Annotated in this window: 13 protein-coding genes; 5 read left to right on the forward strand and 8 right to left on the reverse strand. The window is 52.1% G+C overall.

The annotated features are described in order from the left end of the window. Positions 1-140: 140 nt before the first annotated feature. The gene (locus PsW64_RS07935) at positions 141-683 is read right to left on the reverse strand and encodes a carboxymuconolactone decarboxylase family protein (protein ID WP_063303278.1); all 543 of its coding nucleotides are present in this window, start codon (positions 681-683) and stop codon (positions 141-143) included. Between the two features lie 273 nt (positions 684-956). Continuing rightward, complete coding sequence (locus PsW64_RS07940; RefSeq protein WP_063286144.1) at positions 957-1,508, reverse strand: peroxiredoxin; 552 nt, start codon at positions 1,506-1,508, stop codon at positions 957-959. Between the two features lie 246 nt (positions 1,509-1,754). On the opposite strand from PsW64_RS07940, the gene PsW64_RS07945 reads away from it, so the two are divergent. From PsW64_RS07945 to rpmF, 3 genes are all read left to right on the forward strand, one after another. Continuing rightward, on the forward strand, positions 1,755-2,699 hold the full coding sequence (locus PsW64_RS07945; protein ID WP_063303279.1) for a hydrogen peroxide-inducible genes activator: 945 nt from the start codon (positions 1,755-1,757) through the stop codon (positions 2,697-2,699). Between the two features lie 56 nt (positions 2,700-2,755). Further along, entirely contained in the window at positions 2,756-3,412 is a 657-nt protein-coding gene (gene mtgA / locus PsW64_RS07950; protein WP_306418671.1) for a monofunctional biosynthetic peptidoglycan transglycosylase, read from the forward strand. A 140-nt stretch (positions 3,413-3,552) separates the two neighbouring features. Further along, positions 3,553-3,738 (forward strand): 50S ribosomal protein L32, encoded by a 186-nt coding sequence (rpmF, locus tag PsW64_RS07955; RefSeq protein WP_057464705.1) that lies wholly within the window; start codon positions 3,553-3,555, stop codon positions 3,736-3,738. A 127-nt stretch (positions 3,739-3,865) separates the two neighbouring features. Here the strand turns inward: rpmF and PsW64_RS07960 are convergent, their stop codons facing one another. The 3 genes from PsW64_RS07960 to PsW64_RS07970 form a co-directional block, all read right to left on the reverse strand. Next, complete coding sequence (locus PsW64_RS07960; protein ID WP_063303281.1) at positions 3,866-4,498, reverse strand: LysE family translocator; 633 nt, start codon at positions 4,496-4,498, stop codon at positions 3,866-3,868. A gap of 177 nt (positions 4,499-4,675) precedes the next feature. Next, on the reverse strand, positions 4,676-5,404 hold the full coding sequence (gene phbB, locus PsW64_RS07965; RefSeq protein ID WP_057464706.1) for an acetoacetyl-CoA reductase: 729 nt from the start codon (positions 5,402-5,404) through the stop codon (positions 4,676-4,678). A 169-nt stretch (positions 5,405-5,573) separates the two neighbouring features. Beyond that, the gene (locus tag PsW64_RS07970) at positions 5,574-6,758 is read right to left on the reverse strand and encodes an acetyl-CoA C-acetyltransferase (RefSeq protein WP_063286141.1); all 1,185 of its coding nucleotides are present in this window, start codon (positions 6,756-6,758) and stop codon (positions 5,574-5,576) included. Between the two features lie 351 nt (positions 6,759-7,109). Here PsW64_RS07970 and phaR point away from each other — a divergent pair, with 351 nt between their 5' ends. Then, positions 7,110-7,727 (forward strand): polyhydroxyalkanoate synthesis repressor PhaR, encoded by a 618-nt coding sequence (phaR, locus tag PsW64_RS07975; RefSeq protein ID WP_063303282.1) that lies wholly within the window; start codon positions 7,110-7,112, stop codon positions 7,725-7,727. A 53-nt stretch (positions 7,728-7,780) separates the two neighbouring features. On the opposite strand, the gene PsW64_RS07980 is transcribed toward phaR, so the two are convergent. The 3 genes from PsW64_RS07980 to PsW64_RS07990 form a co-directional block, all read right to left on the reverse strand. Further along, the gene (locus PsW64_RS07980; protein WP_208980650.1) at positions 7,781-8,485 is read right to left on the reverse strand and encodes a methyltransferase family protein; all 705 of its coding nucleotides are present in this window, start codon (positions 8,483-8,485) and stop codon (positions 7,781-7,783) included. A gap of 101 nt (positions 8,486-8,586) precedes the next feature. Next, complete coding sequence (locus tag PsW64_RS07985) at positions 8,587-9,219, reverse strand: HAD family hydrolase (RefSeq protein ID WP_063291293.1); 633 nt, start codon at positions 9,217-9,219, stop codon at positions 8,587-8,589. A gap of 84 nt (positions 9,220-9,303) precedes the next feature. Continuing rightward, positions 9,304-9,735, reverse strand: coding sequence for a GlcG/HbpS family heme-binding protein (locus tag PsW64_RS07990; RefSeq protein ID WP_057464711.1), 432 nt, complete (start codon positions 9,733-9,735; stop codon positions 9,304-9,306). Between the two features lie 115 nt (positions 9,736-9,850). Between PsW64_RS07990 and ggt the strand changes: the two genes are divergently transcribed. Continuing rightward, positions 9,851-11,449 carry a gamma-glutamyltransferase gene (gene ggt / locus PsW64_RS07995; RefSeq protein ID WP_063303283.1) on the forward strand — a complete coding sequence of 533 codons (1,599 nt, stop codon included), beginning with the start codon at positions 9,851-9,853 and terminating at the stop codon, positions 11,447-11,449. Positions 11,450-12,049: the final 600 nt, after the last annotated feature.

The following is a 12,049-nucleotide window of genomic DNA, read 5'->3' on the forward strand; positions in this document are numbered from 1 at the left end:
CTCATGACAAAGAAAAAGCCGAAGCTGGGGGGCTTCGGCTTAGCTTTTGGAGCCAGTTTAGGTATCGCCTGTTATTCGGGGCACGAATAATCCTGGGAGGGGATTAAACAGGGCGAAACCCTATAGAGAGGCGCTTGTGGTTATTCAGCTGCTTCCAATTCCAGTTCTGATGCTTCAAGGGCGACAGCAGCAGATTGGATGATTGATGCGAAACGAACAGCTGTTTGCACCATCTCGGCAGTTACTCCAGCTTTGCGCAGGATAGCTTCATGGCTATCAATGCACATGCCACAGCCGTTGATGGCGGATACAGCAAGCGACCACAATTCAAAATCGACTTTGTCTACGCCCGGCTTGCCAATCACGTTCATACGCAATTTGGCAGGCATGGTTCCGTATTGCTCATTTGAGGAGAGGTGTACGAAGCGGTAGTAGATGTTGTTCATGCTCATGATTGATACAGCAGCTTTGGCGGCGCTCATCGCTTCTGCGGACAGGTGCGGAGCAGCTTCTGCAATCAGGGCCTTCTTCACGTCTGCATTGCGGGTGGCGATGGCGCAAGCGACGATCAGGCCGTTTTTTTGTTGAGCAGTCAGAGATTCATCAGTTCCCATAGAGCCAAGATTCAAACGAACGTCCTTAGCAAAGTCACCAAGGCGGGATTTCAAGGAATCGATGGACATGATGTTTCTCCTAATGATTTTGGCAATGGGCCACGTGCAAAGTGATGGTTTTTAGTTTTTGGTGCGCAAACTCTTCCGAAACCTGATTTTTATTGTTTTCGGAAGTACGCTAAAAAGACCGGAGCCTGCGATTTTTCGCTTTATGTGCTCCGGTCCTGATTGTTCCGGACTTAGAGCTTGATGCCTTCATGTGCATTCAGACATCAAGCTCTAAGTCTTTGTTTTTTGTCGTATTCTTACCCGAAAACCGGAACCACTTTTCGGGAATACGCATTAAGCTGCGATTACGTCGCCGCCAACTTCACGGTTACATGGGCAGAGTTCGTCGGTCTGCAGAGCGTCGAGAACACGCAGGGTGTCTTTCGGGTTACGGCCAACGTTTAGGTTGGTTGCGTAGATGTGCTGGATGGTGTTTTCGTTGTCGACAACGAAGGTGTAGCGGTATGCAACGCCGTCTGGGGAACGAACGCCGAGGCCGTCGATCAGGGAACCATTGGTGTCAGCGAATGCCCAGATTGGCAGCTTGTCGAGATCTGGGTGATCACGGCGCCATGCCAGCTTACAGAATTCGTTGTCGGAAGAGCCACCGAGTACAACTGCGTCACGGTCTTCAAACTCACTTGCAAGGCGAGCGAATTCAGCGATTTCGGTTGGGCATACGAAAGTGAAGTCCTTTGGGTAGAAGAAGATTACTTTCCACTTACCTTCAAAGCTTTTTTCAGTGATTGCTTCAAATGCGCTTTCGCCGTTTTCTTCGTGGTTGTTGAAACCAGGCTTTACGCCAACTACTTCAAATTCTGGAAGCTTTTCGCCGATACCGAGCATGGTACTCTCCTAAATATGGAATGACGCCAGAGCGCGTCGATTAGTGATTCTCATGAAGACTTGGAAAATACGTCTTCGTTGGGGTCTTTATGCAACTCTTGATTTGATCGGTCAAAACGATAATAACGAAGAAGTCCATCGATTTTTTCGATGGGCATGCTAAGTTGTCTCGGGATTGGCCAAATTCCGCCAAAACTTAGAGAAATTCTAATCTATGAGCTTTGATCTGTGTCATCTGGTCGCACAATGTTACCCACATTAAAACAGCTTCAGTACTTCAAATCGCTGGCCAAACATCTGTCTTTTTCGAAGGCGGCAGAGGCTTGTTTCATCACACAATCAACGCTTTCTGCCTCGATCAAGCAGTTGGAAGGCATACTTGGATGTGAGCTGCTGGACCGCTCTGGTCGCACGCTCGTCCTGACTGAAGCAGGAGAGAAGGTGCTTGAGAGGGCATCTTTGCTGTTGCGTGATGCAGAGGACCTTGTGCAGGGGGCTCGTGCGCAGAACAAGCCGTTGTGTGGTCGGTTCCGGTTGGGGGTGATCCCGTCTGTCGCTCCGTTTCTGCTGCCGCGCTTTCTGCCTCAGCTCAGAGAGCTTTATCCTGAGCTGCAATTGTTCCTTCGTGAGGATCTGTCACGCAATCTGATGATTGCTTTGCGGGAAGGGCGCATTGATGCGGCACTGATGGCGCTGCCCTATGATACGACGGGGTTTGAATCTGCCGAGATTGGAAGAGATGATTTTTATCTGGCCGTGCCGAGCGTACACGCGCTGGCTGGCGCCCATGAAGTGATGATGGAAGATCTGGCAGATGAGGTGTTGTTGCTGTTGGAAGATGGCCACTGTTTGCGAAACCATGTGCTTGCCGCAGCGGGAGGGCGCATGCTGACGGCAAATGAAGATGTACAAGCCACATCTTTATCAACACTTGTGCAAATGGTGGATAACGGCATCGGCGTCACTTTGGTGCCACGTATTGCAGTAGATGCAGATATCGACCGCGGGACCTCTTTGAAGCTGATCAAGATTGCCGACAAGAATGCGCGCCGGGCGATTGGAATGGTCTGGAGGCGTAAATCTTCTTTTGAAGGAAATGCAAAATTACTTTGCAAGGCTCTGGAACGCTTTATGGTTGAAACTCAAAGAGACGTCTCGGTTCCTCAAGATGTATCGGAGAAGAGTGCTTGAAAAAAGCGCATTCAAAGGAGAAACCAGAGCCATTAAAGCGCAGGATCAGGCGTTGGGTGTTGCGTACACTCGGGGTGCTTGTGGCTTTGCCGGTGGTGTTGACCCTGCTGTATTCTGTGGTTCCTCCTTATTCCAGTTTGATGCTGTTTCGCGTTGTGACTGGTCAGCCCGTTTGGCGAGAATGGGTGCCTTTGGAAGAAATTTCCGTTAATTTACAACGTTCTGTGGTCGTCTCCGAGGACGCTACGTTCTGCACTCATGGCGGCGTTGACTGGCCTGCGGTGCGTGGGCAGGCCTGGAAGTTGTTTGAAGGCAAGCGCCCTCGGGGGGCGAGCACCATCACCATGCAGCTTGCGAAGAACCTGTTTCTCTGGAACGACAGGGATTATCTGCGCAAAGTGCTGGAAGTTCCTCTGGCGATGCTCATCGATACGGTGCTGTCAAAGCGTCGGGTGCTGGAGATCTATCTGAACGTTGCGGAGTGGGGTCCGGGGATCTTTGGAGTGGAAGCTGCATCGCAAACTTTTTTTGGGAAAAGTGCTGCAAAACTTTCTGCGACTCAGGCCTCTTTGCTGGCTACAGCGCTCCCAAACCCAATTGCCAGGAACCCCGCAAAACCTAGCTCTGGACATCGCAGGCTTGCCGGTATAAACCGTAGCCGAGCTCAGGTGGCCGGCGAAGTGCTTAACTGTATTTCGGCGCCGGAGAGGTAGTGCGAAATTATTTTCGTATAAGGACTGGCAAATCCTTCTGTTTGCCTGTATAACCCCCGCCAATCTGAGAGATTGTGTATTTCGCACGTTAACGCCGCGCTTGAGTGGCGCGTGCGCATGTGACGAGAGAGAGAGCTACAATGGCTGTTCCTAAGAAAAAAGTATCGCGTATGAAGCGCGGCTTTCGCCGTTCTACTGATGCTCTGGCACAACCAGCTTACGTGGAAGACAAGGATTCCGGCGAACTTCGTCGCCCGCACCATGTTGACCTGAAGAGTGGTATGTACCGGGGTCGTCAGATCCTTCAGGCTAAAGACGACGCTTAAGTCTGAAGCGATCAACGCGAGTTGATTTTGAAAAAGCCGCCCCTCGGGGCGGCTTTTTCTTTTTGTGGTGCTTCGCTTGAACTAAGAAAGGCCGCTCTGTGAAAGGGTGGCCTTTTTTGATTTTCTGCTAGCGTTGGCTTTCGAAAGCTAATCTTGCTGCAAGGCCTGCAAACACGGCACCCAAAACATAGTTTGCGAGAAACTTAAGCTTTCCGTTGCCTCCGAGTGTTCGCATCATGTGATTTGCTGCGACAATGACAGTTCCGTTGATGAAGAAACCGACTGTGTTCAACACGGTGGCAAGGATCATTATCTGAACTGCGACGTTTCCAGCTTCAGGTTTCACAAATTGAGGAAACAAGGCCAGGATGAAGATGACCATCTTGGGATTGAGCAGGTTAGTTAGAAGGCCCTGACGAAACATCTGAATGGATGAGTGCGTTTTATTTTCAATAGTTGTACTGGCGGCCTCTGATTTTGAGGTGAATGCCTTCCAAGCCAGAAACAGCAAATAAGCAGCGCCTGTAAACCGAACAACATCATAAGCGATAGGAACAGCAAGAAAGAGCTGTGAAAGGCCAAAGGCTGCGGCAAACGCATGAAAGTAAGTTCCTGTGGCAATTCCTGCAAAGGTGGCTAGTCCTGCACGTCTTCCCTGAGCTGCACTGCGGGACGCAATTAGCAACATGTCTGGGCCGGGAGTTGCTGTGAGGGCAAAGGACGCTGCTGTGAACAGAAGCAGCGTTGAAAGATCTGGCATCGCGTTTCCACCCAAATTCGTATGCAAACGAGAGGTCATATCGGAATTGTCTGCACACATCAAACTTGCCAAATTTTGTCGGTGCGTTCCAGATAAGAAAACCGCCCCGTAGAGAGGCGGTTTTGGTGTTTGATCGTCATGCACGCTTTAGAGCGGGAGGTTCCTCACCGCTGCGTATTAGCCGTTTGCGACGTATTGGGCGCCGTTGATGGTCATGACGGAGCCGGTGACGAAGGCTGCGGCTGTGGAGGCGAGGTAGCAGACCATGCCTGCGATCTCTTCTGCCTTACCGAGACGACCGACCGGGATCTGGCCGATGATGCCTTCCAGAACCTTCTCAGGGACAGCAGCGACCATGTCAGTGTCGATATAGCCTGGGCAGATGCAGTTCACGGTGATGCCCTTGCGCGCTGTTTCTTGCGCCAGTGCTTTTGTGAAGCCGATCACGCCTGCTTTTGCTGCGGAGTAGTTGGTCTGGCCGATCTGGCCTTTCTGTCCATTGATGGAAGAAATGTTGATGATGCGGCCAATACCACGCTCGCGCATGCCATCCAGAACCGGGCGGCTCATTGTGAACATTGAGTCGAGGTTGGTTTTCATCACGGCGGTCCACTGGTCATAATCCATCTTGTGGAACCAGCCATCGCGGGTGATGCCCGCGTTGTTTACGAGAACTTCGACCGGGCCGAGCTCTTCTGCCACTTGAGCAATACCTGCTTCACAGGCCTTAGGGTCCGCTACATCCCATTTGTAAACACTGATGCCGGTTTCTGCGCTGAATTTATCAGCCGCTTCCGTGTTGCCTGCATATGTTGCGGCAACTGTGTATCCTGCATCCTTCAATCCTTTGGAAATCGCTGCGCCGATGCCACGCGTTCCTCCGGTTACAATTGCTACCCTGCTCATCGATATACTCCCCGCCTTAGGAATAAAATATTGGAACCCATCGTTACAGGTAATAATAATGACGGAGCAAAGACAACTCCGTCATTAGTTAGGGAATTGACTTGAACTTTACGCAGGGACCATAAAGCTCAATTATTCCAATTAGGTGACATTACTACCAATGTTGAGGTTATTTTCTCTCAACACACAGTGCGATACCCATACCTCCACCAATGCATAGGGTTGCCAGGCCTTTTTTCTTCTCTTCGCGCTTCATTTCATGCAGAAGTGTTACAAGTACACGTGCGCCGGATGCACCGATTGGATGACCAAGAGCGATTGCGCCGCCGTTGACGTTGAGCTTGTCTGAGTCGATTCCCAGTTCCTGACCAACGGCAAGAGCCTGCGCTGCGAAGGCTTCGTTTGCTTCGATGAGATCGAGGTCATCAATAGCCCAGCCAGCTTTTTCGAGTGCTTTTTTGGAAGCAGGGATTGGGCCAAGACCCATGTATGCAGGATCAACACCAGCAGTTGCCCATGACTTGATGGTTGCCAGCGGTTTCAGGCCACGCTTTTCAGCTGCATCTGCGCTCATCAAAACAAGAGCTGCTGCACCATCGTTGATGCCGGATGCGTTGGCTGCGGTTACGGTGCCTTCTTTTTTGAATGCCGGGCGCAGTTTCTGCATTGCGGAGATTTCAGCGCCCATGCGGATGAATTCATCATCTTCCACCACGCGCTCAGTTCTGCGCTCTTTTACGGTGATTGGAGTGATTTCGTCTTTGAACTTGCCAGCTTTCAGAGCAGCTTCTGCTTTGTTCTGAGAGGAGACGGCAAACTCGTCCTGAGCTTCACGGGTGATCTGGTACTTTTCTGCGATGTTTTCTGCAGTGATACCCATGTGATAGCCTTGGAACGCATCAATCAGACCGTCCTTTAGCATGGTGTCGGTCATGGAGTAGTCGCCCATTTTCACGCCGGCACGCAAGCTCTGGCAGTGTGGGGACAGGGTCATGTTTTCCTGACCGCCTGCAACGATGATATCTGCATCGCCAGACTGGATCTGCTGCATGCCCATAGCGACAGCGCGCAGGCCTGACCCGCAAACCTGGTTGATAACGATAGCGGTCGAATCATCTGCCATGCCAGCGTTGATCGCTGCCTGACGTGCCGGGTTCTGACCGAGGCCAGAAGTGAGCACGTGACCGAAGATGACTTCGTTGACGTCGTTTGCTTCCACTTTCGCCTGATCAAGTGCTGACTTGATAACCGCGGTGCCGAGGTCTTGAGCTGGGGTGTTGGCGTAGGACCCGTTGAAGGATCCGATTGGGGTACGTGTCGCGCTTACAATTACAACATCATTAGGCGAGGTCATGTGCAATTCTCCAATATTTGTGCAATGCGGGACTTCTTATTCGCACGCAAATCACCAGGGCGGGCAGCCATGCTGGTGCAATGCAGCATAAGAGATCCTTCGAACTCGTAGAATACCTAATGGGCAGACTATTCAATTTGTAGGGGGGAAAGCCAGATGAATTCGATAATTCCAATTAAGACCATAGTAGACCAATGAAACCGCTAGCATGAAAGGTGGGATTTAGCTTACTCTGCGGCTTACTAGTTAATCTCGTATGTAAAAAATATGGGATCAGGGGGGAGCTGGCCGGAGCAAATTGGGATAGTGTTCCAGATCAGCCATAATAGCGCATTGAGGTACTCAAATCTGATGGCTAAGACAAACGAAGTCACTATCATCAAGAAGTACGCCAACCGGCGGCTCTACAATACTGGAACCAGCACCTATGTGACTCTCGAGGATCTTGCGGTGATGGTGAAGGATGAAGATGACTTCGTCGTCATTGACGCCAAATCCGGTGATGACATCACGCGGACTGTTCTGACGCAGATTATCTTTGAGCAGGAAAGCAAGGGGCAGAACCTTCTTCCAATTACCTTCCTGCGCCAGCTGATCCGGTTTTACGGTGACAGCATGCAAAACCTCGTGCCGAGCTATCTGGAATTCTCCATGTCCTCTCTCACACGAGAGCAAGAGAAGCTGCGCAGTCAAATGAACCAGAACTTTGGCTCCTCAGCCTTTGAGGTTCTGGAAGATCAGGTGAAGCGCAATGCGGACATGTTTGACCGCGCGATGAAAATGTTCCTGCCGTTTGATGGTACTAATCCTGCGGATATGCCGGGGCAAGCTCAAACGCCGGAAAAGGAAGCTGCGCCTAAACCTGCAGAAACGCAGGCCAGCAGCGGCGATATTTCTGACCTGAAAGAGCAGCTTGCAGAAATGCAAAAGCAGATCGCAGCTTTGGCAGCAGCCAAAAAAGACGCCTGATACATGCACATTGCTGCTGAGTTATGGAAGCCGGAGGGATGCCTTCGGCTTTTTTAATAGATCCACGGGAATAAGCGGCAAGGGACCTTCTCAGTATAGGTTGTGTAACCTTCGCAGTTGCTGGTGAGGGTTTTTTCTTCAGTTCTCATCAGCGGCAGGAAGCCGAGGATGATGAGCGGGATTGCGAGGAAGGCGAAGAGTTTTGAGCCCAGTATCATGGAAAGGCCTGCGATGCAGAACATGAGACCGAGATACATGGGGTGGCGGACCAGTGCGTACGGTCCGCAGCTTTCAACGCATTGCTGCTCGCTCAGGTCTATTTGAGGTGTTGGCTTGGCGAAGGGGCTTTTGCTGAAGGTCCAGACGATGAGAATGACACCGCACAGGAAGAGGAACAGGCCTCTGAGGATTGGTTTCACGTCTCCCGTTTGAGGCAGGATATGCCAGAGGTGAGCGTCCAGAGCAGCGAGCAGGAAGTAGACGAAGATCACTCCGAACAGAATGAGAGTGGCGCGTTTGTCTCCCTTCAGGGCCTTGGAGGGGAACGAGGTGCGTTCTTTGAACAACCAGGGATTTATGCGGGCGAGCCATAAGCCTACGCCGACTTGCGCGAAGTAAACCAGTGCCACAATCATCAAGCCCCGCGGCCATGCCAGTGATGATCCTGCGAAAGCGATGGATGGCAAGATGGCGAGTGCGATGAAGACCGCGAGCATCGCTGAGCTTATGGTCAGACGTAGGTACAGACTTCTCTCCATCTCAACTTGCGTGTGTTGCAATTGCACAAGTTTACGGAGAGAAACCGTCTTTGAGGCGAACAGATTGCTGGTCTGCTGAATACCCGGTTAGTGGGATGTTTCTAATTCGCCGGAACCTGCTCATTGATCAGCCCCAGTGTGCGAATGTAACTGGCGAACGCTGGTTCTGTGGTGAACTGGTAAGCGGTCAGGCCTGCTTCGCGTGCGCCTTCCACATTGTCGAGGCGGTCATCCACGAACAGGGTTTCTTCTGGTTGGAAGCCGTACTTCTCGCAGACTGTCAGGTAGATGTTCGGGTCTGGTTTGCGGGTTCCGAATTCAGCGGAGGCATGGCCGCGGTCACCAAAGATTGGCTCAAGTGCCGGAGCGACTTCATAGAGCGCGTTTTTCAACATCATGCCGTTGTTGGTGAGCAGGGCGACTTCGTGGTTTTGTTTGATTGCTTCCACATGGGAGAGCATATCCGGCCATTCGGTCATCATGTCCCGGCGGATTTTGACCCACGTTTCACGTGAAATAGGATGGCCCAGAAGTCGTTGATACTGCGAGAGGTATTCTGCTGCAGTGTGCGGCGTGCCTGCTTCGGCGGCGTTTTCTTCGGGTCCCTTAAAGACGATATGATCGATCTCTTCGGCTGGTTTGCCGGTCATGTCAGCGAGGACATTCAGACGGTAGGGGTGGTCATAATCGTAAAGGACGTTGTCCATATCAAAAATAACAAAGCGAATGGGCATGGGTACCAATCTGAAATGAAGTGAACCGTGATGATGGTGCAGTTGCTGGGCGCAATATAGTCCAGCAACTGCGGTAAAGTTGTGTCAGCCTGCGTCAGCAGTGAAACCAGCTGCTTCAATGCCTGCAATGGCTGAAGCTTCGTCGTTTTCGGATGTGTCGCCGGTGATGCCGACTGCGCCGAGAATTTCGCCGTCAGTGTTGCGGACCAGAACGCCACCCGGTACCGGCACAATGCCACCGCCTGCAACGCCGTTGAGTGCCTGCACGAAGTGAGGGCGGCTTTGGGCGTTGTCGTTGAGCCAGCGGGACCCTGCGCCAACGGCTACGGCGCCATAGGCTTTGCCCATTGCGATTTGTGGGCGCAAAATTGATGAGCCATCCTGACGTTCGAGCGCGACGAGGTGGCCGCCTGCATCCAGCACAGCGACGGTGAGTGGTTTGAGGCCTAGCTCGCTTCCTTTAGCCTGTGCTGCTGAGATGATTGTCCGGGCGTGATCAAGATTGAATTGCACCATAAGTATTTCCTGATAGGTTTTGCTGAATCACCCTGTTTTAGCAGAGGATGATGATACGGGGAATTCTTCGTTAGGGGACCGGAGATTCACTGGTAATTACAAAGAGGGATTTTTCGTGTTTAGAGATTTTCATGCTCCGGGTCGCTCCGCTGTTTATGCACCACATGCAATGGCAGCGACATCCCATCCATTGGCTACCAACGCAGCGCTCGAAATTTTGAGAGAGGGCGGTACTGCCGTTGATGCTGCTGTGGCCGCGATGGCTGTTCATTCTGTCGTTGAACCGCATATGACGGGCATTGGTGGTGATTGCTTTGCCATTGTTGCGCAGCCGGATGGTACGTTGTCGGGCATGAATTCTTCTGGGCGTGCTTCTAAAAATGTGAGTGCAGATAAGCTGATAGCGGATGGTTTGCTTGATGTTGCTGTGGATTCAATTCACGCCGTGACTGTTCCGGGAGCCTTGCGTGGGTGGGAGAAGCTGCTCAAAGACCATGGACGATTTTCATTCGATAAGGTTCTGAAGCGGGCGATCGGTTATGCGCGTGATGGGTACTCGGTCTGCCCGCGTGTGGCTGCGGACTGGAAAGGTGCTGTTGACTTTCTCAAGCGTGATGAAGGTGCATCTGAGCTGTTTTTGAAGGATGGTCGTGCGCCTGTTGTTGGTGAAATGATGCGTAACCTTCCCTTGGCTGAGACACTGGAAGCTGTTGCAAAGAGTGGAGCGGATGCGTTCTACAACGGCCCGATTGCTGAAGAGATTGCAGCAGTAGTGCAGGCGAAGGGTGGATACCTGACAGCGGACGATCTGGCAGCGCATGAGGCTGTTGATCTGACGCCCGTCACCACGGACTATCGCGGTGTGACGGTTGCTGAATTGCCACCTAACGGGCAGGGCATTGTAGCTCTGGTTATGCTGGAGCTGATGAAGCGGTTTGACTGGGCAGATCTGGATCCAATGGGGCCAGAGCGGTTCCATCTGGAGATGGAAATTGCCAAGATTGCTTATTCTGGCCGTGATCGTTTTCTTGCTGATCCTGAGACTATGGAGTTTGACCCGCAGGCGTTTCTTGATAGCGACTACATCGACGGTCTTGCCAAGTTGATCCGCACGGATGCTCTGTTGCCGAGGCAGCCGGAAGAGGTGCTCTCACCGAAGTCTGATACGGTTTATCTGAGTGTGGTTGACGAGAATGGTCTGGCCATTTCGCTCATCAACTCCATTTATCACGGCTTCGGCTCTGGTATCGCGACACCGAAATCCGGTGTGCTTTTGCAAAACCGTGGGGCGTGCTTCACGTTGGAAGAGGGGCATCCAAACCAGATTTCTGGCGGTAAGCGGCCAATGCACACCATCATTCCGGCGATGGTTCTGAAGGACGGACTGCCTTATATGAGCTTTGGTGTGATGGGTGGCGGGTATCAGCCGTGCGGGCATGCCCATGTGCTTTCCAACCATCTGGACTACGGCATGAATATGCAGGAAGCCATTGATTGCCCACGTATGTTCATCGACGAGAAGTCCTTGTCTTTGCAAGCTGAAACCAGTGTCTCAGCGGAGACGGTTGAAGCACTGCAAGCTTTAGGCCATGAGGTGTCCATTGTAGCTTCCCCTATCGGCGGTGGACAGGCCATCATGTTTGACCGAGCCAACGGCGGCGGCCTGATTGGCGGCTCTGACCCACGCAAAGACGGCTGCGCACTGGGTTATTAAAGCACTGGTGTTTTGTTGGCTGTGATGGGTATGACTGGTTGAGTTGCTCCGGCACCTCAGCCGTCATGCCGGACAAGCGGAGCGCTGATCCGGTATCCAGTGCAAAAGGTGCTGGTGTTGGTGAGGGCTGCTCTGGATCTCGCATCAAATGCGGGAAGACGAGGGAGAGGGCTGGGGCTCTAGGTTCCGCATCGCGCTGCGCTTGTGCAGGATGACGGTATTGGGATCTCGCCAGCGTATCCTTGCGGCAACAGTTCTTTCGCTTTTGCAACTTTTCGTTGACAGGTGGCCGGTTCCATTCCACATTCATATGTGAGGCTTCGAAACCTCTTTGTCAGCGGTAACCGCTCCCGTTAACTAGCGGATTTTTTGTGCCTTTTTTCCAAAGGCGCAAACCCTTTGCTATGAGCGGGAGGGCGGTGAATACAACACCTCCTTCGGGGGGGAATAAACTCGCCTGTCTGACTCAGGTTTCGAACCTCCCGCTCGCCAGCGGGCCGTCGAAAGCTCAATGTCGTGCGGTTCATTCAACAGCCAAGTCAGAAAGGCTTTGATTATGGACGACACTGCATGCGCCTGTGGCGCCACAAATACTCTTCA

It is taken from the genome of Pseudovibrio sp. W64 (assembly GCF_001623145.1).
Classification (GTDB): Bacteria; Pseudomonadota; Alphaproteobacteria; order Rhizobiales; family Stappiaceae; genus Pseudovibrio.

Coding starts and splice junctions, on each gene's coding strand:
- PsW64_RS07960 (WP_063303281.1), bottom strand. CDS start 4,498: ATGCCAGATCTTTCAACGCTGCTTCTGTTCACAGCAGCGTCCTTTGCC.
- rpmF (WP_057464705.1), top strand. CDS start 3,553: ATGGCTGTTCCTAAGAAAAAAGTATCGCGTATGAAGCGCGGCTTTCGC.
- PsW64_RS07945 (WP_063303279.1), top strand. CDS start 1,755: ATGTTACCCACATTAAAACAGCTTCAGTACTTCAAATCGCTGGCCAAA.
- PsW64_RS07940 (WP_063286144.1), bottom strand. CDS start 1,508: ATGCTCGGTATCGGCGAAAAGCTTCCAGAATTTGAAGTAGTTGGCGTA.
- PsW64_RS07980 (WP_208980650.1), bottom strand. CDS start 8,485: ATGGAGAGAAGTCTGTACCTACGTCTGACCATAAGCTCAGCGATGCTC.
- phbB (WP_057464706.1), bottom strand. CDS start 5,404: ATGAGCAGGGTAGCAATTGTAACCGGAGGAACGCGTGGCATCGGCGCA.
- phaR (WP_063303282.1), top strand. CDS start 7,110: ATGGCTAAGACAAACGAAGTCACTATCATCAAGAAGTACGCCAACCGG.
- PsW64_RS07990 (WP_057464711.1), bottom strand. CDS start 9,735: ATGGTGCAATTCAATCTTGATCACGCCCGGACAATCATCTCAGCAGCA.
- PsW64_RS07935 (WP_063303278.1), bottom strand. CDS start 683: ATGTCCATCGATTCCTTGAAATCCCGCCTTGGTGACTTTGCTAAGGAC.
- PsW64_RS07985 (WP_063291293.1), bottom strand. CDS start 9,219: ATGCCCATTCGCTTTGTTATTTTTGATATGGACAACGTCCTTTACGAT.
- PsW64_RS07970 (WP_063286141.1), bottom strand. CDS start 6,758: ATGACCTCGCCTAATGATGTTGTAATTGTAAGCGCGACACGTACCCCA.